Below are 24,273 nucleotides of genomic sequence, written 5' to 3' on the forward strand. Positions count from 1 at the left end.
TACCGAGCGCTTGCTAGGGACGAAATCATAGCCGGGAACTTTATATATTAGTACTACTGTAACAAAAGCAAGGCTTGGTTGTCTTTCAATAGAATATTGAAAACAACCGACCATGAAATCCTTTTTTCTCCTTTGTATTCCTTTGTTTTTTTTCGGCTGTACAGAAAAAAACCCTGAAAATAAATCAAGCGATAAGGTCAGTCCGCTAAAAGCTAGACTTGACAAGCTCATTCAAACCCAGAGGCAATCCTTTGATGTACCGGGCTTGGCCGTTGGCGTCATGAAAGAGGGAGAGATTATATATGCCCATGGGTCAGGGGTCCAGTCATTGGACAAAGGCGATACACTTACCACGAAATCACTTTTTCATATGGCTTCGGTTTCCAAACCGTTTGTGGCGACCGCCATTATGCAACTCGTGGAGCAAAACAAAATTGAGCTGGATAAAAAATTGACCGATTATCTGCCTTATTTCAAAATGAACGATCAACGTTATACGGAAATCACCATCGGTCAAATGCTAAATCATACCTCGGGCATTCCGGATGTGGAGGACTATGAATGGGACAAACCCCAATATGATGAGGGAGCGGCAGAACGGTACGTTAGGACTTTCAATTCGGAAAAACTGGATTTTTCCCCGGGAACAAAATACAACTACAGCAATGCTGCCTTTGATATCCTCGCGGATGTTATTGCGAAAGTTTCCGGGATGGCCTTTGAAACCTATATGGTAAAACACCTATTTGAGCCCATTGGTATGACCCACAGTACGTTTTACAAACCCGATGTCCCAGAAGAATTGGCTACGGCACCGCATGTTATGGGAGAGGAACTAAAAATTACGAAGGGAAATACCTATCCCTACAACAGAATCCATGCGCCAAGTTCAACATTGCATTCCAACGTGGAAGATATGCTATTATGGGCCAAGGTAAACCTTAACCAAGGAACCATCAATGGGAAAAAAATATATGTCCAAGATTCCTATAAAGTATTGACATCGGGCCAAATACCAGTTTGGGAAAAAGATAGTGTCTGCCTCAGTTGGTTTACCGGGCGTGTCGGGGATTTCAGGATGCTTAGACATAGTGGTGGTGATGAAGGGTACAGCACATTTTTTGGGTTTATCCCGGAAAGGAAATCAGCTGTGGTATTGATGACCAATACAGATCTCTTTTGGAGTGCAAATGCAGCCACTCACATCTTGGAAACTGTGCTTTTGGACGAAACCAAGCCTTGGAAGGGCCCCATTCACTTTAAACTAAAGGATTACATCCTAAATGCCGGAATAGAAAAATGCAAAGAGGTCTATTTTAGCGAAAAGGAAAACTCCCCGGAAAAATACATCTATGAGGGTTGGTGTTTGGATGACCTTGGCTATTGGTTGTTGGATAGGGGCTATCCTGAAAAAGCCCTGGACGTATTTCAATTTAATCTGGAACTGGAACCCGATGATTCCGGTTGGGTGGATAGTGTTGGCGATGCCTATCGCGCTTTGAATGACAAGGAAATGGCCATACAGTGGTATAAAAAGGCCTTGGAAATGAATCCCGATCAAGACTTTTCTCGAGAGAAACTGAATGCATTGACCAAGAAGTAGCATCCTACTTTTAAATGCTCAGTTCCGCAACATGCCTAAACAACGCAGAACAACGACTTCCGCGAATTTTGCGCTATAAGACCGTTGGCGATAAACGTAAGGTACAGCCCAACTTAAATTACAAGGGCTGGAATATCTAAAGCTCACCTTTTACAATTCAACCCGCCTTGACGATAGTCCAGCATGAACCGCTTTCCAAGCCGATGGATTAGTTTGATTTTGCACCCATACTAATCTAAAAACTGGAAAGATGAACAAACTGACTTTAAAACAAATCGCAATTCCACTGGTTACTCTCGCCATAATTTGTTTCATGTACTTTGGGCCTATCACTAGGACCATATTTGAAAACCTTATTATTTCTGTAGTAATAATTATCGCTAACTATATTGAATACAACGGAAAACCCTTTGCTGCAATTGGGTTTTATCGCGAAAAATTCAATGTAAAAAACCTATTGGTTTTTGCCCCATTGACCGCATTTGGCCTATTTGTGTTCTACGTCTTTGTTTTGGTTCCTGGAATCGAGATGCTTACTGGAGTTCCTATTACCTATACAAACACGGCCCAATTGAAAGGTGATCTTCCGACTACGATCACCTGGCTATTGGTAATTTGGGCCACTGCAGCCTTTGGAGAAGAAATTATTTTCCGTGGCTATTTTGTGCGACAGTTCATCAAATTCTTTGGGGATAGTAAAATCAGTCTTCTTATTAACATGCTCATCTTTTGTAGCTTCTTTGGATACATGCATATGCAGCAAGGAATCACGGGACAAATTGTGGCAACAACCATAGGAGCGCTCTTTTTTATCATATTTTACCTGCGTAAATACGATTTATGGTTTATGGTTATGATACATGGTTTTTTTAATACCCTAGGGATACTCAGTTTTTACTTTGGATTGGCTTAACCTTAGTGATCAATTGAGTTACCCATGTTGATGTATCGCCATTGTTTGGCAACCTAATGGAAACATATAAATCCAGTTGCCAGCAAAGACTCCTATGAAAAGTACTAGGGGAGTTTCTCTGAAACCGAAAGACAACCGTACCATTTTTGTAGGAGGGTTCTTTTGTATAGGACAAACCTTTAACTTTATGTAGCACATATTTGATTTGCCTACATTTATAACAAAATCACGGATATTGAATAACATTACCGCTTATGAAACTGAATTACTGGATACGGGTACTAAGAAACTCCAGTATCTTTTTGAAAGCAAAGGAAATAAATCAATAATCAAAGCTATTGAGTATACCCCTGTTGCTAAAAGAGATGGTAGGACTGTCTACAATTTAGGTTTCGGAGATTATGATGAAAATACTGGTACAATTCTTGACGATGTTAATAGTAATAATGGGGATATGTGGAAAGTTTTTAGCACTGTACTCAATACAGTACTAAAATTTTTTCGCGAGAATAAGAACTCGGCCATTTGGGTTCAAGGAAGTGATAGTGCAGAGGATTTTATGGCACTCTGTCAACCAACTTGTACGAAGAATTGTAATGAGAAGTGCCGTAACTTTAATAGGAGAATCAAGACATATAGATACTATGTCAATAAGAATTTCGTTGAATTAAGTAAAGAATATATCTTTTTTGGATTAACGAATGGAGAAAACCCTGTTTTTGTTCAATATATACCTGAAAATGAGTATATTGGAATCTTGGTTTTTAAGAAAAAATAGGCTACCTTTGTAATATATACATGAGAAAAACATGTTTTTCTCATGTATATATTACAGGAGCAATAAAGAATGAAACGAAAAAAAGAAATATTAAAAGCAGAAAAAGTTCTCTCTATGTCAAAATCGACAAAGAAGAGAATTTCTATTATTGCCAAAGATATTAAAGGAAAAGAATTGTTCCCTGAAAAAGTTGATTTGGCAAAAAAATCATTAGGCAATCTTAAATCTCTTCCGATTTAAAAACATTTGCCAACAACATATATAAAAAATAGCGAGACAAGCGCATTCCTTAAGGTTTGCGCTTTTTAATTTACTGTAATAATCAATTTCAAATTGATGAATATAACTACTAAAGCTACTTTTCATATAAAAAACCGTTGTCAATAATTATGAATATTATCAAATACTTACTCCTTTTGCTTTTTATTTCAAGTTGGTTTGAAGTCACTGCTCAAGACACCTTGGATATGAAGGAAGTCTATATTGATAATGATTTGGTGTACAAATACTCAGATAATGAGCGATTTACTGGAGTAGCACAGATAAAACGTAGAAACGGACAGGTTACTTACGAGGAAATATACAAAGACGGTGTAATACTGATGGACTATCAATATTACAGAGGAGAAGGTAAAAAAGTTTGTTATAAAACAGTCTATAACAGATATAAATTATGGGTGAAAGAAAAAGAGTACTACTACCCCAAATCTGGCAAGTGGACTGAAATGACAAGTTTTGATGGGAATGGAAGTAAGATTTTAGTTGAGCAATTTGAAAAGGACAAACTGACCTATAGTTGTCAGTATTCTGGCAAAAAGAAACATGGACGAGAGTTTTGTTACGATGACGATGGAAATGAATTGATTTTCCAATATGTGAATGGGAAAAAGCAGAAAAAAACAAATCCAACTCAGTAAAGGAGTAACTATTGCCAACAAAATCTATAGTCTGGGCGGATTTCACAAAAGGAAATCCTTGTGCTCAACTATCTTTCGTACTTGCAGATAATTTCTGCTATCTTTTATTTTCTTCTCCCTGCCAATTGGCCGTTCGTTGAAGGTAATAACAGGAGTGGTCGAACCGCAAAACCTAAACACCCTTTCCCACGGCCAACCTGGACACCCATCTTCCCCAAGAACAACCGTACAATTTTTGTAAGGAAGTTCTTTTATATAAAGCAAACCTGTAACTTTGTGTAGCACAGACAATAAGGATACACTGGATAGCGAATTAACCTATTTTCATGACGGATATATGATCAATAATCATACCCACCTAAAATAGTTAATGATCTTATATAATTGTTATGTGCAAGCTGAATAATGAAAACCGACAAATCAATCAGAAATATTACAATTGCTTCGATTAACAGAAAGGCAATGGATATTGATTCTTGGAATCATTCACGAATAGCGGATGAAAATGATAAAGAATTGATTGAAAAATTCGAGTTGTCCGAAAATGAATTACCTGTTTTTGAAATTAAAAGTGAACTCGCTCATACTTTAATTTCCACTCGCCAAATAATAGAACGAAATAAAGATAAAATTCAACGTCTAAATTTTGAATTTTTAGATGATGTAGTTTACGGGAATTTTAAAGGACGACCAAATAAACCTGAATTGTCGATTTTTAGAGTTGTAGATATTCACGGAGACGAACTTGATTTTCAAATGGAAACTGGAAAAGCATCAATCGGACTTATTTATTCCGTTAACACTATTAGAAAATTAAAAGCTGATGATTGATAATGCAGATTTCATAGCAGAATTGAAATATAGAACGACTGAACAAGGTGGACGCAGAACACCTGCGAAATCTGGATATCGTCCACAACTGAAATTTGATTTTACAGAAATGCAAACTTCTGGTCATCAATTTTTTATCGGAACAGATTCTGTAATGCCTGGAGAAACAGTTTTGGCTCAAATTGGAATGAATTCGACTCAATTTTCTGAAAACAAATTAGAAATCGGAATGGAGTTTGAATTTCTAGAAGGAGCAACAATTATCGGAATTGGAAAAATAACTGAAATAATAAATAAATCGCTGGAAAAGAAAAAAGCCAGCACATAACAACACCTATAATGCATTGCTTCTCACCTGCCAAATTTGAATTTTATTCCTACATTTAATCAACAATTAAAGCATGAATATTTGCGCAATGCAACGCGCTTCGCTACCGGTTAGAAAAAACCAATCTCACCGGATTGGCTCTACGCTGCGCTGCTAAACGCAAAGCATCATAGCCAAACCGTTGTCATTAATTTAAATCAGTAGAAATAAGTTCAATATTCACTCCATTATTTGTCCTTTTATTTTTGTTCGTAAATTTGATGGGCGGAATTACAGATACTAAATATTCTACAGGGAAACGGACCGAAAACCGGACTTGTGGAACCAAAAAAGTTACTCTCAAAACGGAAAGGACTGAAAGGGAACATAAATTCTTATTCTGGAGTTTATCTAGAAAAAAAGTTACCGTAATCGACATAGTTCTGGATTCAAACGGAAATAGAATCTTCAAAGAAAAGTCTGTATATATATGCTCTATGGACGCTTGCGATGATAGAAGATTTAGGAGAATTAAAATTGTGGATAAAGAGATATGGCTATTCCATTCAAACAAGACCAATTTTGAAAAAGCTTATATCAAGCGATACGATTTTTGCGGAAATTATCTCGGGAAAAAGGACTGGGAAAATTGGGATTACTACACAGAACCGGAATAAAACTAATGACAACAAAGCCTAAATGTAATGCGGGCTTCAGGGCGGAACCGAAAGGTCTATGTATATTTATGAAGTCCCTAAATCTTATGGATTTAGCTTTGGATAAAAAAAGAAAAAGCAAAACGATAAGCTTAGCCCAGCCGTTACCCAACATTTTGAAAAACTCATAAAATGACCAAAACTGACCTATTCAGAGTTGTTATCAAAACCTTTGGAATCTATTGTTTCATTAATACACTATTCAGTTTAATTCCTAATTTTACTTCTTCAGGTGGATTTTCATCAATCAGTCTTTCTATCAATATTTTCTATTTGCTGATAAATGGGCTAATTGCTTACCTACTGGTTTTTCAGACAGACAGATTAATAAGATTATTTCGAATTGGAAAAGGGTTCGATACCGAAACGATAGATACCCGAAACCTAAAAACGGAAGGACTTTTTAAAATTGCACTGATTTTCATAGGACTTTTAATGATTACAAATAACATAGCACAGTTTTTGGACTTTTGTTATTTGGCGTTCAAAAAACAAATCTCTGCACACGGACTTGGCGAAATTGATGGAGCAATGCTACAACAACAATTTGACTATCATTGGTGGATTATAAATGGACTGAACATTCTGTTTGGAATCATCATTTTGACCAATTACAAATGGGTTGCAAAACTGTTTTCAGAAAAAGAGGAAAACGTTGGGTAACATTGTATAGCTCATTGTGGTCGGAATTTCCAAATGGAAATTCCATCCTGACTCGCTAGCTTTGGGCTGTGGCCGGAAAAGTCCAGTGGACGTTTTCCGTAACGAAGCCATACACTAACCGTTAGCTGCAAGTTTAAAAAACGTATTACAATTTGGGAAGACACAAAATGATAAGAGGGATTTGCCGATTATGTGGTGAGGAAACCGATTTATCATTCGAACATGTGCCACCTAGAACAACTTTCAACAAGAATACCAGATACACCTCAATTGATTTTGAAGAATATATAAAGATTAAAAACCCACTTAAAGAAACTCCAAAAGGGAAGAAAAAACAGGGTGGAATTGGGTATAACTCATTTTGCAAATCATGTAATAGTTTTCTAGGGTCCAATTACGTTCCAGCATATAAAAGATGGGTACAGGGTGGATTTGAAATCCTAAAGAACGCGGAGTTTTATTCTCACAAATACGTAATTAAAGAAATAGAACCATTAAAAATTCTTAAACATATAATTTCAATGTTTTTAGCTATTAACGGGGAATGGTATCTAGAATCTTATCCAGAACTAGCGGATTTTGTATCAAAACCTGAATCCAAGAGTTTACCTGATAATTATAAAATCTTTAGCTACATAACCAGAGCTGAAAAATTAAGATATATGGGCCATGTTATGCATGGCAATTTAGCATTAGGGACTTCAATCAATTGCTCAGAAATTGCATTTCCACCATACGGTTACGTTTTAACCATAGATTTTGGAGATAAAATTCAATATCTGAATGACATTACTAAGTTTAAAGAATTCGATTTGACTCAGAAAACGGACTTGAAAATAAATATGTTTCAATTACCAACATATATACCTTTTCCATTAGACTATAGGACACAGAAACAGGTCGAAAAAGACATTGAAAAGAACGTAAAAATATCTGAGAGAATGGAAAGAGAATTGGAATCTAAAAATAAAAACAAAACCAGCAGCTAACATTGTGTATAGTTCATTGAGGTCGGAATTTCCATACGGAAATTCGAGCCTGATTCTCTAACTCGGGGTTACGGAGGAAAGTAGGTTAGACGTTTTCCACTACGAAGCCATATATAAAATGGTTAATCCCCAACCTTCGCATAAAACACCGGTTTTTTCGTAAACAACCATTTCAGTTTCAACCCAATTTCGGTAAACTCAAAACCGGCGGCTGTAGCCGAGGCAATATTGCTATACTTTCCATAGAGGTCGGCGCTCAAATGTTTGGAGAATTGGTGTTGTAGTCCGGCTTCGGCCCTAAATAGCGTCGTATTCGGGTCTTCCTCTACTTTTTGTAGGCCCGTTGCCGCACTGGCCCTATACCGGGTCTTTTCCGAAATGTTTCCATGGATATCCGCAAACACCTCCACCGCCCGGTATTGTTCCGGGCTAAAATAGACCGTGGGCAACTGCTCTCTAAAGGTGATATACTGGTAATTGACCCCCAATTTTAAGGCAGGCTTTTGAAACAGCGTATAGTACAGGGAGGTAAACAACAAGTCCCGGCTATTGGCATCACTCTGCTCCGTATGGATCAACTGGGTATACCAGCCCAAATTAAAATTAGTTCCCAAATTGTAATTGAGGCCATAATGGTTTTGTACGATCTCCCGTTCGATCAAATCCGCATTAAAATTCTGTACTTCCCTTTGGTAACCCAAGGTCAGGTTTTGCAATTTTAAAGGCTGTAACTGCAATTTGGCCTCCAGGACAGGTTGTGTATAGGTATCGGCCAAAAAACGGGAATTGTTGAATCCCACTACGGTTTTTAATAGCGTTTTGGGGAACAGTTTATAATCCAGCCCCGCCAGTACCACATGGGAATTGGCCGTATTCCCCGTTACCGTATTCTCGGTAGTGCGATAGAAATAGGAAACCCGGGTCCTAAATTTGGTGGATACCGGAACATCCGTTGTAGTATTTGTATAGAAGGCCACATTGTTACCATTATCAAAGGTATAGGCGGCATGCTCCTCAACACTGGGGGTATATAGCAAATTTAGCTTTTCGATAAACCCAAGGGCATCCTTTTGGTCTTCATAAATGGCCAAGGTCTGGAAAGCCGCCTTATAGGCCGGAAGGATCTTATCCCTGGCAAACAGAGCATTGGCCCTGCCCAAATTGCCATCAAAGGAAGTACTGTCCTTCGCTAAAATAGCATTATAATTTTCTTCGCTGGTCTTTGCATCACCGGTATACAGGCCTAAGGTCGCTTTTAGGGCATAGATCCAGTTGCGATCTGGATATACCTGGGCCAGACTATCGATCTGTTTCCGGGCCTTTCCAAATTTCCGGTTCCAGATCAGGGCCTGTACATAGCGGTCATAAGTGCGTTCGGTCAGTTCAAAGTCGGTAAAACGGGCTACTTTGGCCTTGGCCGTTTCGGCCACTTGTAAGGCCGCTTTTTCATTTTCCCCAATATGTTCGGCCAGAGCGATACCGTTTAAAGCGGTAATGGAATCCTTGGGGGTGGTGGCATATCTTGTATAGGTGGCCTTGGCATTGTCTACCTGTTTGGTGATCAAATACAGGTTGGCCAGATTCAAGAGCACGTCCTTGTCTTCCGGGAAATCGGTAAAGATATCCTGCAATAGCGCCTTTCCTTGCGTATAATTCTGGGCGTTCACGAATGCATTGGCATACCCTAATAGGATATATTTCCTGGAAATCTTGGCGCTCCCATTTTCCGGGGCCAAGGCGATGGCCTTATTGATCCAAAACAGGGCGGCCTTGTATTCCTTCAGATTACTTAAGGTATTGGCGTAGCCCAAAACGGCCTCGAACCGTTCCGGGTAATCGGCCACCAATTTTTCAAACAAGGGTTTGGCGGCCTCATAATCCCCGGCCCACAACAGGGATTCGTTATAATTTACGGCGATTTCGAAATCCTGGGGGTAGGTTTTGAGCAAGCCCCCGAACAGGGCCTTGGCCTTTTGGGGTGCCCCGTTGAGTCCCACGGCCCTTCCATAACAAATCTGTGCGGTCCTATTTTCGGGATTCGTATCCAAGTAGGCCTTAAAAAAAGTTTCGGCCTGTTCGAATTTTCCATTCTCCAAATAGGCAAATCCGTTTTCCAGGGATTCCTGGGCTCGCCCTATCAGGCTAAAAAGGAATACTAAGGTTATTAATCTTACGGTTTTCATAGGCTAAGTTTTTGAGGATACAAGGCTTGATTTGGTTTGCCTTATATCCTGTTTATTAAGCTGTTGTAAAGTTACGGCGGACCTTTCCGTACCGGAAGTACGATACCCGCCATTCGTCTACAGTAAACCGCCATCCACCTAAATCGGGGGTTCTGGAACGGCAATCTGTGGGATATTTGCCTTGATAATGCAACAAAAAAGCTTAACCTTAAAACCTTATAAAATGGCTTTACAAATCACAGAAACCCGTAGAATGTTCTCAGTACACGGTGTACTTAACCGGAGCAATGCAGCAATTCTCAAACGTCATATGAGCAGATTTCTGCATCCGAACCAACCGCTGATCTTAAACTTGGAACGCGTATTGGACATCGATACAACCGCTGCAGAAATCTTGCAAGAATTGTACCTCCATGCCATGCGCTCCAATCAGATCTTATCCATAATCGGTATGGAGAACGGGAATATCCTTCCTACGTTAAAGGCAACAAAAACCGCATATATCTTAAGTCATGACCGCGTTTAGGATAGCTCTTAAAAAGGTGTCCCCGGAACAATTGTTTATGGGGAGTGTACTTCTGGTAAACGGGGGCAACTACCTGTACAACTTGTTATTGGGTAGGTTATTGGGACCCGAGGTCTTTGCTGAGGCCGCCCTATTGGTGACCTTGTTGTTGGTACTGTCCTTTTTGGGGATGACCTTTCAACTGGCAACGGCCAAATTTGCCGTTTTGTTTTCGGATACGGACTGGGAGGCCTTTCAGAATATGATGTACCGGTATGCTTTGGGTTTCGGATTATTAATCGGGATAGGGCTTTTTGCCTTTGCCGGGAACTTGCAACAGCTGTTCCAGACGGAGTCCGACTTGCTGTTCAAAACCTTTGCCGCCGGGATACCCTTGTACTTTTTTATGTCCGTGAGTCGTGGGAAATACCAGGGACGGCAAGATTACAGGAATCTTTCGGTAACGTACCAAACGGAGATGTGGAGTAGGTTGTTGCTTACCTTGGGCCTACTTTGGTTGGTACCTTTGTCTCCTGCATTCCTGGTGGCCTTGGGTATTGCCTTATCCTTTGTTTTTGGATTGGTTCCGTCCAATTTCAGATTAGGTTCCCTATTTCAAAAGATATCCCTCTCCACTGACCGTAAAAAACAAGTCACCCGATTTATGGTCTTGACCGCCTGCTATGAATTCACACAGATCATCATCAACAATAGTGACATCCTGCTAGTAAAGCATTACTTTGAGGCCTTGGATGCCGGATTGTACGCCTCTTTAGCCTTGATCGGTCGGGTAGTCTATTTTGTGGCTTGGATGTTCGTAATGTTGTTGTTGCCGGCCGTAGTCCAAAAACAAAAGGACGGAGAAGCCACGGCCCCCGTGCTTTTCAAATATGTCGGTTATATTTCGGTATTGTCCTTTTCCATTGTGTGTTGCTGTGCTCTTTTTCCCGAATGGATCATCCAAATGATGTTTGGGGAAGCCTATCTTTCCATGGCACCTTTGTTATGGCAATATGCCTTGGCGACTTCGCTGTTCGCCATCTCCAATATTTTTGCCTACTATTTTTTGTCCTTGGACCATTACGTTCCGGTCATGTTTTCAGGAATCCTGGGAATCTCCCAAATTGCCTTGATTACCATTTTCCACAGCAGTCTGTATATGGTGGTACAGGTTCAGATTATAGCCATGATCGCCTTATTGGTGGCCCAAATCATCTACTTTGCCCATAAGAGTATTATGCAATAACCAACCCATACGGAAATTGGTTGATAAAGCCCAGAGGACATCCCCCATCCCTGGGCTTTTGTTTTGCGCCTATCGGCACCGGTGTACTCCCAGCCCTCCAGCGAAGATTTTTGGACCGGAGCTAAAGGACCACTTTTCGCTCGGATAATTTAGCTCATCCGTTCATTATTCCCATTCACCTACAGCAATCTTCCATCCACCGTAAAACACCTTTAAAATACAGGGTTTCGAAGGATATTTGTATCAAATACTTAACCGAATATCAATTTAAAACTTAACCTTATGCGACTAGCAATTGTAACGGCCTATCCGCCGAGTAAAGTAACCTTGACCGAATATGGATACCATTTGGTAAAACATTTTAGGCTTCAGGAAGAAGTCACTGAAATTATTCTCATTACGGACAAAACGGAAGGTGAAAAGGACCTCTCTTTTGAGGAAGAGGGATGTACGATCACCGTAAAGGATTGTTGGAACTTTAACGACTATCTAAACCTGTTCAAAATCAACAAGGCCATTTCGGAAACCCGACCGGATGCCGTATTGTTTAACCTGCAATTTTTGAAGTTTGGTGATAAAAAGGTACCGGCCGCTCTTGGCCTTATGTTACCGTTGATCTGTAAGCTAAAAGGTATCCCTACCATTTCCTTGTTGCACAATATCCTGGAACAGGTAGATTTGGATAACGCGGGGATTACGACCAACAAATGGCTTCAGAAAATCTATAATTTTATTGGAAGCACCTTAACGCGATTCGTCTTGGCTTCCGATATTTTGGCGGTAACCATAAGCAAATACAAGACCATTTTGGAAAAGAAGTACAAGTCCAGAAATGTGGCCTTGGTTCCCCATGGGGCCTTTGAAACGCCACCGGAACCGGACTATAGGCTTCCTGAGGGTCCAAAACAGGTCATGGCTTTTGGCAAGTTTGGCACCTACAAAAAGGTAGAGATTATGATTGAGGCGGTGGAACTGATCCGCAAACGGACTGGCGAGGACATCGAAATCGTGATTGCAGGTACGGACAGCCCTAATACCCCTGGGTATTTGAATGCCGTAAAAGAAAAATATAGCGATGTTGGGCAAATCCGGTTTACCGGTTATGTGGCCGAGGAAGATGTACCCAAAATTTTTGGTGAGAGTGCCGTAGTGGTCTTTCCGTATACCTCTACCACAGGAAGTTCGGGTGTTCTGCATCAAGCGGGAAGCTACGGTAAGGCCGTGGCCTTGCCAGACTTGGGAGATTTGAGTATCCTGGTTCGGGAAGAAGGGTATCAAGGCGAATTTTTTGACCCTGAAAGTGCCGAATCCCTGGCCGATGCCATAGCATGTGTTTTGTTGGACGATTCCTATCGGATTCACTTGGGCATGACCAACTATAAGGCGGCCTGCTCGTTGTCCATGTCGGACATTACACAGATGTACGTAGACTATTTTAAGGCAATCCAACTTTCAAAATCGAACGGATTTACTTTGGATATTCCAAGCATCGAAGAAAAAACATCGGTTTAAAATATAGGTTAGGTTAAGTAAAAGGGGAGTGGCCTGGTTAGCTGCTCCCTTTTTTTGTTCTTGTTTTACGAATATGCTTCGGATAAATAGTATACAGGGAACTATGGGAATACTTGTCTAATCTCTATCTTTATAGCCTGATTTACGATTACTAACATACCATACGTGTCTTTCTCTAAGACCTAAGCCTTTTTAGGCATGTATTCGATCGGGGGAACTTTTCGTTTCCCTGAATGGTTATCCCATTTTTAGCATCCTATTTTATAAAAACGATCGCCTTCGGTCGTAAAATCAAATGCTTTATCCAATATGTGATAAAGTCGTAATCGCAGTAAAATGAACAGTAAATCGTTAATTAGTAGAGATATAGAACTATTTTATAACCGAGCCTCTGAAGAAACCCGATTGGACAAGGGCATTGGGGTCTTCGAATTCGAGCGAGTGAAATCGCTCATTTCCACGTATGTGCCATTTCCATCTTCCGAAATTGTTGACGTGGGCGGGGGTACCGGGAAATATGCCGAATGGCTTGCCAAAAAAGGACATACCGTTCATTTGGTGGAACCTGTTAAAAAACATTGCGTACTGGCCCAAAATCGCGCGGACCGGCTAAGGAAGCCGTTTATGGTCCATAGGGGAGAGGCCCGAAATTTGAACTTTTCCGACAACTTTGCAGATGTTGTCATATTACATGGACCGCTGTACCATCTTCAGAAAAAGGAAGATCGGGCACGTGCCATTCGGGAAGCAAAACGCGTGATACGGAAAAACGGTATTGTTTTGGGTTTTGCCATAAATTATACGGCCTCCACTTTGGCCGGCCTTTTCAATGGTTTGATCCATAAACCTGCTTTTTTTGATATGTGCCGATTAGAATTGACCACCAGTATCCATAATCGACCCGATACCTTTCCCTGGCTTTTACCGGAAGGGTTTTATCATAAGCCGGATAAATTGAAAGCGGAATTTTTGGAGCAGGGATTGGCGTGTCTAAATATGCATGCTGTTGAGGGAATGGTCTGGTTGGATAAGGATTATTTTGCAAGTTTGAACCATGAAAAGAAGCGGGAAAACTTGATGAGACTTTTAGAAATTACAGAAAATGATATGGGACTCTTGCCCTTTAGTCCACATATAATGATTGCTGCAAAGAACACACCATGATGGACCAATTGAAATACTACGAGGCCTTGAAATTGGATAATGGTCGCTTGGATGAAATCGAGTTGGGTGAAAGATTGGGCATCAGTGAAACTAGAACCCGGGAATTGATCGCTATCCTATTATCCGAATATAGGATAATGTACGCGTCAAATGGATATTGTAATTATCGCATTTTTTCTAAGGCGGGGGCCAGGCACAATAGTTGGCAGGAAACAAAAAGTTAGTCGGTAGGGCCAAAGACGGAATAGGCCTTTTTGGGTCGGCCTTCTTTGTCGATAATTCCGAAATGTCGTTGTTTTCCCTTACGCCAGGGCAAGCTTCCGACAACGGCCTTAGGGATGGTTTCAAAATCGTACAAGGTCCAGAACATAAAGGGAAGGTCCTGTGCTTTTAGCGTTTCCTGCATTTGGGTCAAATAGGTCGCCTGATCTTTCTCCGACCCCAAATAGAGGTTCCACAATCCGTTATAGGAAGAATAGCCGTATTCCTGTAATAGAACGGGTTTATCGGGAACCGAGGTTTTAAGCTGGGCAAATGCTTCTGAAAAATCCTCGGGTTCCAAATAGTAATGAAAGGATACGAAATCTACCATTTCGGACAAATGTTCCGCAGCAACCGGATTGGACCATCCAATGGTAACCGGATGCTCGCTGTCCCAGGTTTTGATTTCCGAAATCATTTGACCCAACCAGGCCATGACCCTTTCCTTGCCACGAGTCTTAAAATCCAGATCGGGTTCATTTTTGATGTCCCAGGCGAGGAGTGCTTTATGGTATTTTAAGGCGTTTACGATTTGCTCGGCATGTCTATGGGTAAGCGTCCAGTTGTGGATGGTATAGTCCCCATAAAAATCAAAGAGCGTTACCATGACCTTCAAGCTATTCTTTTCGGCTAGGTCCAGGGTTCGCTGTAATCGTTCCAATCTATAATTCCGTGTGGTTGCCTCACTAAAATCGCCATAGGGTACAAAAATACGGATGGTATTTAGGCCCAACTTTTGTATTCGCAAAAAGTCGGTATCGATAATACTATCATTGAACTGCTCCCCGAACATACGCCATGGGGTCTGTTGCGGATAATAATTGATGCCTCTAATTTCTGATATGGAGCTTACCGATGGTACATTATTTAAGGATGATGCAGCATCTTCTTCGATCGAGGCTTGTTCTACCATATGTCGGATTCTCCAAAATCCATCTTCCAATAGCAGCATCACCTGATAGGAAGCTGTGCTTTTTTGATTGGACAGTACCTTCTCCTCAAGGTAGATTTTTTCATAGCGTTCTACATTTTTATCGGTCAACACGACCATTTTGCCATCGGCACTATAAAATTCCAATTTGGGGTGGTGTCGTAAAGTAGTCGTCTTTAGGGTTGTGCTGTTGGCCTTGTTCAAATCAAGTATCTGATATAATTTTACACGGGCGCTGTCCGTGTAGTAATCCGCTAAACCGTAGGGGTTATTCGTTTCCAGTGCCAGGTTCCGTACAAGCCAGGCCTTTAGATAATCGTGTTCTATCTCCTTTAAAGTTTGTGTTTCCATGGGTCGACCTTCATAGGATGAGGTATCCCATATCATCTTGGGAAGGTAATCGGTGGAGAGTTCTTCGGATACATGTAACATGGCAGAACGATCGGCCCCCGTATTCAAGTAGGACCATACGGCACCTATACCGAAAAGGATTAAGCCGTTCACCGCCAAAAAAGACAGGATCAGCAGAATGCGATATAGGGTACGGTTTACTTTCATTTTAAGTTCACATTCATTTTTTTGTTCATCCCGGCTAACTCAAGGGTTAGGGTATAGGAGCCATTGGGATAAAAATCCTTCGACATGGTGAATTGGGCTTTTCCCAGTCTAGAGGTCGTTCTTTTGGAATCCAAGAGTGTCCCTTTTTCGTCATGTATGCTTATGCTAATTGGCATCCCATCTGGTATCCATTGCCCCATAAAACTTTGCATTTCCTCAATGTTGAGTGTTCTTCCATTTTCGGAAAGGGAAAGAGTAAAATCCTTAAGGGCCGCTTCAAAATCTACGGTAATAGTGTTGCTTTTTGCGGCTCCTGTGATATAGGCGGTTACCTTCCAGGTCTCGGCCTCCGTGGGGTGCAACAACAGCGCCTCTGCCACTCCGTTAATAGTAGTCCCTATAGTCTGGAGTACCCTACCTTTTGTATCCGTAATTGAAAATGAAACCAGCGTACCATCACTTTGGATATTCCCGAATTCATCTAGTATCGCATCAGTGGAAAAAGTGATGATCTGATTTCCATCGGCGTACGGATGGATTCGCTTATACGCTATTTGAAAATCGACGGGATTGGCAGGGTTTACCAAGGTGGAAAGTTCCTTGCTATTGCTGTGGTTGCAGGTGGCGGTTACCAAAATACGTCCTGATTTTTCAGTACTATGGATATTTTTCCAACCTATCAGGTTTTTTAAGTGGACGGACTCCTGCTCTGCGCTATCCATGCGTTGATAGTAATACTTGATTTCGGTGCTATCGGACAGGGGATTATCATAAATATCGGTAGGGGAGGTAACGAACATGGAAAAATCGGCTTTCCCCGCAATTATACTTTGGGGTCCCAAATAGGATTCCATAGCGGTTCCTTTTTTGGGATTGGGACGGATAAAAATTTCTCCTTTATCATAGATAATCCCATTTTTTACCAATGCCCAATGACAGTTCCCTGCTCTTTGACCGAACGCTTTAGGGAACCGAAAGGTTAATTCGTTATCTTTCCATGTAGGGGTAAGGACCGTACTTCCCCAGGCATTGGAAACGACCAAATGGACAGGATCCGTTATGTTTCCCTTGAAATGAATTAGGATGGAATCCCCGGCGAAAAATTCACTTTTTAAGGGCATCTGTTCATAAGAAATAAGGGCTGATGGGTTTTCGGTATCCGCTTCCCTACATCCGAACCAGAGCATTAAAAAGACAAATATGTATGGTATGTGTTTCAAATCATCTGGGATTTCCGATATAACCGTTTATATCAATTTTCAAAAATTCAAAGGCATCCCCTGGATAAGGCTGTAATTGTTCTTGGGCATGGGAAGGGAATCGATTCGGAAACACTTTCTCGGTAATGGCTGCATTAGGCAATCCATTTACGAAACAGAGGTCCAGACTACTATGGATAACGTCCAAATCGGTCAACTTCAATGGGGAATAGTTGAACATTTGTTTACGTTGTATACGCACTCCCTCCTCCAAAAAATAATGGTCTACCCATAGCAATTCCTTGTCCTTGGAGTAGTAGGAGAACAAGAGCTGGGGTACGGTCACCTCCTGTATTCCGGAATTGAAGAGTACACCACTCATACCACTTTCCGTAAACTCTAGGTCTTGCAGGCCAATATGTTTGTATAGATCGGTTACCACTACATTTCCGGCACATTGCAGATTGAATTGAGTAGGTTGTTCTGCCAAGGCCACCGGAGTAAACTCATCGGGGTCAAAGGTAGGCGGCAGGGTATCTTGGGTAGACGACCAAGCAATTCCCTCAAAATCGATTCGAAAAGGCGTGGTTTCCTTGGGCATCAATTTATGCTTCATATGATACTTGGCGTTGAAGTTGGCCAATTCGTTGTCCTCATCATTGTACAAGGTGGCCTTGATGACGACATCTGCCGGAATATTGTCTACATTTTGTAGCTCGCCCACAATACTATAACTCCCTTGGTACTTGACCAGTTTGGCTTGGAGCACTTCTAGGACGGGTTGCTTTAATACATCCTCATGATGAGTTTGTTGGGTGGTTATCCGCCGCCTACCCTGATTGTAAAAGGCGGTTCCATTTGAGGAAAACAACTGATCTGGCGGCAGGTCATTGTCAAAAGCAGAAGGAACGATATACCACTTGCCTCCATTTTTTAAGAGGGTGTGATAAAAGGTCTTTTTTACCTTTTCCAAGGGTGTGATCCATTGCGTATACACTTTGGCCCTTGCACTGGTCGGGTTCTCGCCCAGAAGCTCAACACCTATGGAGTCCAATTTTGCATAGGAACTAAGGATTCCATCGGTTACCGAAACTTCCAGCATATATTGGGACAGGCTTACATCGTCCTCCGGGTTCAAGTAGGAGTGCGCTCTCTCGAACTCCTTAAAGTCCAGCGCATCATAATAGGCCATTACCACATTTTTGGGTGTTATTTGCGTGGCATTGTCCAAGTAAAAATGATACCCTCCGTAACCCAGCGTACCTATTAAGAGAATTGCCCAAATATGATTGACCGTAACCAATGGCCTTGAAAATCCGTTATAGGAAACGGCGTAGTTGAGAAATTCCCCTTGGGGTAAAGGTTTGGATTTTAGCATACGATAGCCCACCCATTGTATGTTGATCAAGAAAGCTAATAGTACGGTAAGAAACGGAAGAGTACCCCACATGATTTTTAGATAGGTAGGCACATCCTCTTTGGGTAGTATGGCCGGTAGGGGCGGAACATTCAATTTCTCCCATACCATAATGCCGTTTTCCAATTGTTGCAGACGTTGCCAACCACAGAAATACAAAATAGGGTCATAAAATTTGTCGTTGGAAAATATGTACTTTAAATTATATTTTTCTGGTACGGTCAAGAACTGTTGCAAGGAACCAATACCCTCTACGCCCCTAAATTTTGAGTTTTCCAAGCGTTCTATAGCCCGGGTTGTCAATTCGGGAAGCCTACGGGCCGAGTGGTAGTTCCCATCCACTGTCATGGCATTGGTCTGTGCGGATAGCCAGGCCATTTGGTCCCCAAATCCCAAAGGCAGATACCGCCACTGGTCGTGTTGATCTTGGTTTAAAAAATTGACAATGGGCAACATCTTAATTTTTTGAGGTTGCGACGGCCTAAAATAGTTGAGGCTCATGGTAAAAATGACCATGAGCAAAATTCCCGTTGCGATGCCCCCTCCAAGAATACGGTGATATACGGGACCCAAGCGATTTTGTAAATAGCTTTTTAAATCCCCCTCTACCAAACGATAGGCAAACTCGCCAAAAATGGGCAGTGCCATTATGGTGGCCCAAAGTGTAAAACGGTCCAAAGTCAAGATGTTGAAGGCCGTTTCCCCGAGCACAATCCTTGGGATAGGGGTAGTACCACCGGTACCTAAGAGCGTAAGTGCGGCAAAGGATAATCCAAAAAAGAGATAGCGTTTGCTAAAGTATCGGTACAGGATATAGGGCAAGACAAAGAGTAATATGCCCCAGGGTACCAAAAAGAAGACCAAACCGGAGGAGGCTACCTCCAGAAAATCATCTCGGGAACCGTGGGGAATGGGTACCTGTGTAATGGGATTTTCCTTGGAGTTGATCCAGTACGGCAATATGCAGACCACAATGAGTACCAGTGATGACAGGCCAAAGCCCATAATTCTCCAAATCCCTTTTTTAAACTGTACAAGGAATACTCTAAACGTTATGGCCTTTGTAGTTGACACCTGATCTTTAGCCGCGTCCATAAGCACCATACCGATCAATGGAAAAATGAAGAATACCATACCAAAGATTGGTGTTACATGGTGTGAGGTAACGGTAACGGCTATCAATGAGAGACTGGTGGCCAAATAGCGGTATTTTCCAGTCTTTATCCAAAGGTAGATTTCCGGGAGAGCGTGAAGCAGCACGGACAGTCCAATAATACTGGGTAACTGGCCAAAGATGTGCAAGGTTTCTATAAAGGTGGATGAAAACACGGCCAAAAGCGCCGTATAGCCCGCGACTCTTCGATTTCCTGTTATCAATAGTCCAAACCGATAAGCCCCTGTGATAAAAAGTAGCACCCCCAACAAGGCTATGGCAAACATTCCAAATTTTAGACCGCCGATGTACGACAGGATTGCAATGGACTGATGCACCAAAGGTGGATAGGCCTGTACCGTAAAACCGGTATACCAACGATAATCCCAAGGTTCGAACCAAGTTTGGGCATAGTGATCGGCAAAGAAGAGATGGATCAATGCATCATAGGTGGTCTCCAGCGTAAAGAATATGCTGGAACCATGGAAGGCCACCCCTATAAAAAGAGCCAAAATAAGCAGGATATTGGTTCGTTGTACTGGCATAGTTATGTAAGAAAATATAACATTATAAAAGTAGATATATTGTGGATTACTACCGTAATCACCTATCGGACAATAGAATCCATTCGTCTACAGAAAACTGCCATCCGTCTTTCGTCCGTTCCAAAAGGCGTCAAATGCCACTACATTTGGCCTGTGAATTGTAAAAATCATAACCGAATTTTTATTTAAATCTTAACCTATGAAAATCTTAGCAATAGACGACCAGCAATTGATCCTGCTTTCCGTGGAAAAGCGGTTAACCGAATTGGGATATGAAGTGGCCATCGCAAACTGTGGCCAGACCGGAATAGACCTTTACGAATCATTTCAACCGGATTTGGTGTTGGTGGATATCAACATGCCCGATATGTCCGGCCTACAGGTGGTGAAGCATATCCGTTTTATCAGAGACTCAAAAACGCCCATCTTGGTGATGTCCGGAAATACGAACGAAAGTGTAATTATGGACGGCTTTACCTTGGGAATTGACGATTATATGAAGAAACCGGTAAGTTTGGATGAAATGGCGGCCCGTATAAAACGTATCATTGGGGTGCCCAAATCGTCGGGAACCGCAATAAACGAGTATGGTGATACCCGAATGCTGCAAAGGAACTGTGTTGGTGTGGTCATTCCCTGCTACAATGAGGAAGAGCGACTTTTAAGTTCCGAATTCAAGGCGTTTGCCCATAAAAATCTAGGTTATCATCTCTGTTTTGTAAATGATGGTAGTACAGACAATACCTTGGCCGTCCTGGAGGAGTTAAAGCAGGCCAATCCTACCAACATCAGTGTGTACAACTGTGAGAAAAATGGGGGTAAGGCCGAAGCGGTTAGGCAGGGGATGCTACATTTGATCAAGGACCAACAATTTGATTATGTCGGTTTTCTGGACGCCGACCTATCTACGGACTTTTGGGATTTCGATGATTTGGTAAAGACCATTGAAAACTCGGATTTCAAAATAGTAAGCGGTTCGCGGATCAGTCGAATGGGTGCAGATATTACCAAGGAATCCGCCCGAAAAATAATCAGTAAAACCATAAACCTCATCATCCAAACCATCTTGGGCATGCCTTTTAAGGACACGCAATGTGGTGCGAAGATTATGGATAGGGAAATTGCCGCTACCGTATTCCAAAAAAGGTTTATTACCAAATGGTTGTTCGATGTGGAAATCTTTATGCGTATGCGCAAATTCTATGGTAAGGACGAAGCAAAACGATTAATATGTGAACAACCCTTAAAACGATGGATACACGCGGATGGTTCCAAATTATCCATGAAGGACTCTATCAAAATTGTGGGGCAATTGGGTCAGATAGCCTTGCATTACCATCGATAAATCTTAAACCCATCCATCGAAAAAAGGTCAAAAGCTTTACGTTTTTGGCCTTTTTGCATGTATTACCTCCGAATTCTTTGGAACATTTCCACATAATGATCGGATGGTTTAAAAATCCCTGCACTTTGCGTATAAAATTCCTTTTCAATAGGATAGATACCATTTTGGGTCTTTGTCCAACTCGCCTGAGCCATGGGGTGGTGTTCCATCATAGTATTCCAGTTTTTGTAATACTGATGGCCATTGGTTTCCTGTAGGCCCAGATCCATTTCGGGAAAGGGAGGGAGTCTCGCCGCAATGGATTTGTTCCAATCCACCAGTATGGGATTTACGGTAAGATCGGCACAGAAACACGGAATATTTTGTTCAAAGGCCAATTGGGTAATTTTTAGGGTCATGCTCAAGGTCTTGGCTATGGCCTTGACGGCGATGGATTTATACCCCTGTTTTATACGTTTGGCAGCATCTTGGGCCGTATGGGCACTTTCATCCGCTGCAATGCGAACGCCAAGATCACCCACAAAAGCATCATTGAACTCGTCAAAGGGTTCCTCCAAAACAGCGATTTGATCCAAAGCCTTTATTTTGTCCGCATGGTCCAGAAAGCGCTTCAGGGTATCCTTGTGCTCATATCTTCCATTGGCATCAAAATAATAGGGTATTTTGCCATTTTTGGTATACGGGGTTTCATAGTTACCGATCGCCTTATGCAGGTCCGTAAGGAAATCTATATCCTTTTTGATCATTTCCTCTTGCGTTCCGGATGATCCTGTTTTCAATTTCATGATGAAGTAGCCCTTATCGGCGGCAGCCTTAATTTCGGAAACCGGGGTGCCGACGCTAAAGGAAGGAATACTGGCAACCTTGGTATGCCTATGGGACAACCCTGGGCGGTATTCCTCAGGGATCATGGCGTCAAAATCCGTAAATCCATTATGGTCAAAATAGAGCTTCCATAGGGCGTTATCCACGCACACTAGGGAATTGAGCGCAAATGTCTTGCGCATATCTGGATTTCCTGAAATTTTCTTGCCATAGGCCAAAATTTCAGGAAGCAACTCATCCAGGACTTCCACGGGATTGGTAAAGGAGACCCCTTTCAACATTTGGATGGCCCTTTCGCTCATGGCATACATAATGGCATTACCTCCATTTTCGGAATGACCGAAAAATACTTTGGAATCCGACCAGAGCACACCTTGTGTACCCAGACCTATTGCCGTGCGTCCGGCATTGCTTTTAAAATAACAGACCGTTTGCCAAATCTCGGAAACCCCACTTCCCTTAAATCGATAGGGCTTTATAAGCGGTTCCCGCTCAAAGTTGGAGTCTACTTCCTCAATTTTGATTTTTACCGGTTGCGTATTCAATGGAGTATTTTTTGAATTTGAAAAAGAAGGTATCGTTGTGAATCCCAAGGCAGCGGTAGTACCGCTAGTAATAAATTTTCTACGCGACATTTTTCCAGAATCCTTGGGCATGATGTGTTGGTTTTATTACAATGTCAAATTAATGAAATTATCGGACTTGCCCTGGGCTTGCATTAGGATCGCTTAAAAATCCTTAGAAAGCCCTTTACGACCAGTAATGCAATCAATCCGACGACCAGACCTATGATAAATTCTCGAAGCAATGATGGAAGATCGGGTAAAAAATGATGTAAGAAGTCAATATTATGGACAAAGATTCCCCCGGCGACCAAAAGCAGGGCAATTGTACCGATAACGGATAAACCTTTGATGACTTTGGGCAATGCGTTTACCAATAGTTTCCCAATGACATCAGAAATACTATTACTTCGTGTATTAAGATTGATCAACCGGATTCCAAATTCGTCCATACGGACAATAAGGGCTACAATGCCGTAGACACCTACGGTTGCGATAATCGCAACCACGGAAACAACGATGATTCGGGTGACGAGGGGTTCTTCCAAAACCGTACCCAAGGCAATGATTACAATTTCCACGGATAAGATGAAATCCGTTATTATGGCCTCCTTGACCCGTTTTTTTTCCAGTGCCAGGATTTCACTTTCCGGTCTTTCCTTTACGTAGACTTTTTCATGGGATTTTTTATGCGGAAAAAAGTACTCGTAAATTTTTTCCCCGCCCTCATAGGCCAGGTAGATGGCTCCCAAAACCAAAATAAGGGTAATGGCCCAGGGTAGAAAGGTGCTGAGCAAAAATGCTGCTGGGAGAATAATAAGCTTGTTTAAAAAGGATCCCTTGGTGATGGCCCATAGGACCGGAATTTCCCGTGAAGAAACAAATCCTGATGCTTTTTCCGCGTTTACGGCCAAATCATCGCCTAAGATACCTGCTGTCTTTTTGGTCGCAATTTTACTCATGGAGGCAACATCATCCATAAGAGTTGCGATGTCGTCCAGTATTGCAAAAAAACCTGATGCCATTTGATTTCGATAATTCTAAATAAAACGTATTTTCACCGTAAAAGTAAATCAACCTTGGCGAACGATGGGTTTAATCGAAAAAAATAATATCACACGCTAGTTTGGACCAAATCTTGGAGATAGC

Annotated in this window: 22 protein-coding genes; 16 read left to right on the forward strand and 6 right to left on the reverse strand. The window is 41.7% G+C overall.

All coding sequences use genetic code 11. The features are described 5' to 3' along the window. The first annotated feature begins 112 nt into the window (after positions 1–112). The 10 genes from Q0993_RS11370 (at position 113) to Q0993_RS11415 (ending at position 7,717) form a co-directional block, all read left to right on the forward strand. Positions 113–1,603 carry a beta-lactamase family protein gene (locus Q0993_RS11370; RefSeq protein WP_299533059.1) on the forward strand — a complete coding sequence of 497 codons (1,491 nt, stop codon included), beginning with the start codon at positions 113–115 and terminating at the stop codon, positions 1,601–1,603. 250 nt (positions 1,604–1,853) lie between these two features. Beyond that, positions 1,854–2,516 carry a CPBP family intramembrane glutamic endopeptidase gene (locus Q0993_RS11375; RefSeq protein WP_299533061.1) on the forward strand — a complete coding sequence of 221 codons (663 nt, stop codon included), beginning with the start codon at positions 1,854–1,856 and terminating at the stop codon, positions 2,514–2,516. Between the two features lie 235 nt (positions 2,517–2,751). Next, the gene (locus Q0993_RS11380; protein WP_299533063.1) at positions 2,752–3,294 is read left to right on the forward strand and encodes a hypothetical protein; all 543 of its coding nucleotides are present in this window, start codon (positions 2,752–2,754) and stop codon (positions 3,292–3,294) included. A 69-nt stretch (positions 3,295–3,363) separates the two neighbouring features. After that, complete coding sequence (locus tag Q0993_RS11385; protein WP_299533065.1) at positions 3,364–3,534, forward strand: hypothetical protein; 171 nt, start codon at positions 3,364–3,366, stop codon at positions 3,532–3,534. A gap of 149 nt (positions 3,535–3,683) precedes the next feature. Beyond that, positions 3,684–4,211, forward strand: a complete 528-nt coding sequence (locus Q0993_RS11390; protein WP_299533067.1) for a hypothetical protein — start codon at positions 3,684–3,686, stop codon at positions 4,209–4,211. Positions 4,212–4,616: 405 nt separating this feature from the next. Beyond that, positions 4,617–5,042 (forward strand): hypothetical protein, encoded by a 426-nt coding sequence (locus tag Q0993_RS11395; RefSeq protein ID WP_299533069.1) that lies wholly within the window; start codon positions 4,617–4,619, stop codon positions 5,040–5,042. Continuing rightward, positions 5,035–5,370: a hypothetical protein gene (locus Q0993_RS11400; protein WP_299533070.1), complete on the forward strand. Its 336-nt coding sequence runs from the start codon at positions 5,035–5,037 to the stop codon at positions 5,368–5,370. The genes Q0993_RS11395 and Q0993_RS11400 overlap by 8 nt, the downstream gene beginning before the upstream one ends. A gap of 260 nt (positions 5,371–5,630) precedes the next feature. Continuing rightward, a complete protein-coding gene (locus Q0993_RS11405) occupies positions 5,631–6,026 on the forward strand; it encodes a hypothetical protein (protein ID WP_299533073.1) in 396 nt (131 codons plus the stop codon). Positions 6,027–6,197: 171 nt separating this feature from the next. Further along, positions 6,198–6,728, forward strand: coding sequence for a hypothetical protein (locus Q0993_RS11410; protein ID WP_299533076.1), 531 nt, complete (start codon positions 6,198–6,200; stop codon positions 6,726–6,728). A gap of 152 nt (positions 6,729–6,880) precedes the next feature. Then, positions 6,881–7,717, forward strand: a complete 837-nt coding sequence (locus Q0993_RS11415) for a hypothetical protein (protein WP_299533078.1) — start codon at positions 6,881–6,883, stop codon at positions 7,715–7,717. A 122-nt stretch (positions 7,718–7,839) separates the two neighbouring features. Here the strand turns inward: Q0993_RS11415 and Q0993_RS11420 are convergent, their stop codons facing one another. Continuing rightward, complete coding sequence (locus Q0993_RS11420) at positions 7,840–9,900, reverse strand: tetratricopeptide repeat protein (RefSeq protein ID WP_299533080.1); 2,061 nt, start codon at positions 9,898–9,900, stop codon at positions 7,840–7,842. Between the two features lie 223 nt (positions 9,901–10,123). On the opposite strand from Q0993_RS11420, the gene Q0993_RS11425 reads away from it, so the two are divergent. The 5 genes from Q0993_RS11425 to Q0993_RS11445 all read left to right on the forward strand — a co-directional run bounded on the left by Q0993_RS11425 (position 10,124) and on the right by Q0993_RS11445 (position 14,551). Continuing rightward, positions 10,124–10,426 (forward strand): STAS domain-containing protein, encoded by a 303-nt coding sequence (locus tag Q0993_RS11425; protein WP_299533082.1) that lies wholly within the window; start codon positions 10,124–10,126, stop codon positions 10,424–10,426. After that, positions 10,413–11,651 (forward strand): oligosaccharide flippase family protein, encoded by a 1,239-nt coding sequence (locus Q0993_RS11430; protein WP_299533084.1) that lies wholly within the window; start codon positions 10,413–10,415, stop codon positions 11,649–11,651. The genes Q0993_RS11425 and Q0993_RS11430 overlap by 14 nt, the downstream gene beginning before the upstream one ends. 282 nt (positions 11,652–11,933) lie before the next feature. After that, positions 11,934–13,163, forward strand: a complete 1,230-nt coding sequence (locus tag Q0993_RS11435) for a glycosyltransferase (RefSeq protein ID WP_299533085.1) — start codon at positions 11,934–11,936, stop codon at positions 13,161–13,163. Between the two features lie 336 nt (positions 13,164–13,499). After that, complete coding sequence (locus Q0993_RS11440; RefSeq protein WP_299533086.1) at positions 13,500–14,327, forward strand: class I SAM-dependent methyltransferase; 828 nt, start codon at positions 13,500–13,502, stop codon at positions 14,325–14,327. Further along, the gene (locus Q0993_RS11445) at positions 14,324–14,551 is read left to right on the forward strand and encodes a hypothetical protein (RefSeq protein WP_299533087.1); all 228 of its coding nucleotides are present in this window, start codon (positions 14,324–14,326) and stop codon (positions 14,549–14,551) included. Before Q0993_RS11440 ends, Q0993_RS11445 begins: the two co-directional genes overlap by 4 nt. On the opposite strand, the gene Q0993_RS11450 is transcribed toward Q0993_RS11445, so the two are convergent. The 3 genes from Q0993_RS11450 to Q0993_RS11460 are packed head-to-tail and all read right to left on the reverse strand — an operon-like array spanning position 14,548 to position 20,391. Continuing rightward, positions 14,548–16,077, reverse strand: coding sequence for a glycoside hydrolase family 2 TIM barrel-domain containing protein (locus tag Q0993_RS11450; RefSeq protein ID WP_299533088.1), 1,530 nt, complete (start codon positions 16,075–16,077; stop codon positions 14,548–14,550). The two genes, Q0993_RS11445 and Q0993_RS11450, sit on opposite strands and share 4 nt — an antisense overlap. Then, entirely contained in the window at positions 16,074–17,297 is a 1,224-nt protein-coding gene (locus tag Q0993_RS11455) for a hypothetical protein (RefSeq protein ID WP_299533089.1), read from the reverse strand. Before Q0993_RS11455 ends, Q0993_RS11450 begins: the two co-directional genes overlap by 4 nt. A gap of 1 nt (position 17,298) precedes the next feature. Then, positions 17,299–20,391, reverse strand: coding sequence for a hypothetical protein (locus tag Q0993_RS11460; RefSeq protein WP_299533090.1), 3,093 nt, complete (start codon positions 20,389–20,391; stop codon positions 17,299–17,301). A gap of 199 nt (positions 20,392–20,590) precedes the next feature. Here Q0993_RS11460 and Q0993_RS11465 point away from each other — a divergent pair, with 199 nt between their 5' ends. After that, entirely contained in the window at positions 20,591–21,736 is a 1,146-nt protein-coding gene (locus Q0993_RS11465; RefSeq protein ID WP_299533091.1) for a response regulator, read from the forward strand. A gap of 62 nt (positions 21,737–21,798) precedes the next feature. On the opposite strand, the gene Q0993_RS11470 is transcribed toward Q0993_RS11465, so the two are convergent. Further along, a complete protein-coding gene (locus Q0993_RS11470; RefSeq protein WP_299533093.1) occupies positions 21,799–23,217 on the reverse strand; it encodes an enolase C-terminal domain-like protein in 1,419 nt (472 codons plus the stop codon). Positions 23,218–23,279: 62 nt separating this feature from the next. After that, positions 23,280–24,149: a DUF808 domain-containing protein gene (locus tag Q0993_RS11475; RefSeq protein WP_299533095.1), complete on the reverse strand. Its 870-nt coding sequence runs from the start codon at positions 24,147–24,149 to the stop codon at positions 23,280–23,282. Positions 24,150–24,273: the final 124 nt, after the last annotated feature.

This window comes from Ulvibacterium sp. (assembly GCF_028285715.1).
Lineage (GTDB): Bacteria > Bacteroidota > Bacteroidia > Flavobacteriales > Flavobacteriaceae > Ulvibacterium.

What these genes read in the sequence shown, in the direction of transcription:
- Q0993_RS11405 (WP_299533073.1), top strand. Translation starts at nt 5,631, where the DNA reads ATGGGCGGAATTACAGATACTAAATATTCTACAGGGAAACGGACCGAA.
- Q0993_RS11465 (WP_299533091.1), top strand. Translation starts at nt 20,591, where the DNA reads ATGAAAATCTTAGCAATAGACGACCAGCAATTGATCCTGCTTTCCGTG.
- Q0993_RS11375 (WP_299533061.1), top strand. Translation starts at nt 1,854, where the DNA reads ATGAACAAACTGACTTTAAAACAAATCGCAATTCCACTGGTTACTCTC.
- Q0993_RS11445 (WP_299533087.1), top strand. Translation starts at nt 14,324, where the DNA reads ATGATGGACCAATTGAAATACTACGAGGCCTTGAAATTGGATAATGGT.
- Q0993_RS11470 (WP_299533093.1), bottom strand. Translation starts at nt 23,217, where the DNA reads ATGCCCAAGGATTCTGGAAAAATGTCGCGTAGAAAATTTATTACTAGC.
- Q0993_RS11430 (WP_299533084.1), top strand. Translation starts at nt 10,413, where the DNA reads ATGACCGCGTTTAGGATAGCTCTTAAAAAGGTGTCCCCGGAACAATTG.
- Q0993_RS11390 (WP_299533067.1), top strand. Translation starts at nt 3,684, where the DNA reads ATGAATATTATCAAATACTTACTCCTTTTGCTTTTTATTTCAAGTTGG.
- Q0993_RS11385 (WP_299533065.1), top strand. Translation starts at nt 3,364, where the DNA reads ATGAAACGAAAAAAAGAAATATTAAAAGCAGAAAAAGTTCTCTCTATG.
- Q0993_RS11370 (WP_299533059.1), top strand. Translation starts at nt 113, where the DNA reads ATGAAATCCTTTTTTCTCCTTTGTATTCCTTTGTTTTTTTTCGGCTGT.
- Q0993_RS11410 (WP_299533076.1), top strand. Translation starts at nt 6,198, where the DNA reads ATGACCAAAACTGACCTATTCAGAGTTGTTATCAAAACCTTTGGAATC.
- Q0993_RS11475 (WP_299533095.1), bottom strand. Translation starts at nt 24,149, where the DNA reads ATGGCATCAGGTTTTTTTGCAATACTGGACGACATCGCAACTCTTATG.
- Q0993_RS11435 (WP_299533085.1), top strand. Translation starts at nt 11,934, where the DNA reads ATGCGACTAGCAATTGTAACGGCCTATCCGCCGAGTAAAGTAACCTTG.
- Q0993_RS11460 (WP_299533090.1), bottom strand. Translation starts at nt 20,391, where the DNA reads ATGCCAGTACAACGAACCAATATCCTGCTTATTTTGGCTCTTTTTATA.
- Q0993_RS11450 (WP_299533088.1), bottom strand. Translation starts at nt 16,077, where the DNA reads ATGAAAGTAAACCGTACCCTATATCGCATTCTGCTGATCCTGTCTTTT.
- Q0993_RS11425 (WP_299533082.1), top strand. Translation starts at nt 10,124, where the DNA reads ATGGCTTTACAAATCACAGAAACCCGTAGAATGTTCTCAGTACACGGT.
- Q0993_RS11440 (WP_299533086.1), top strand. Translation starts at nt 13,500, where the DNA reads ATGAACAGTAAATCGTTAATTAGTAGAGATATAGAACTATTTTATAAC.
- Q0993_RS11395 (WP_299533069.1), top strand. Translation starts at nt 4,617, where the DNA reads ATGAAAACCGACAAATCAATCAGAAATATTACAATTGCTTCGATTAAC.
- Q0993_RS11400 (WP_299533070.1), top strand. Translation starts at nt 5,035, where the DNA reads ATGATTGATAATGCAGATTTCATAGCAGAATTGAAATATAGAACGACT.
- Q0993_RS11420 (WP_299533080.1), bottom strand. Translation starts at nt 9,900, where the DNA reads ATGAAAACCGTAAGATTAATAACCTTAGTATTCCTTTTTAGCCTGATA.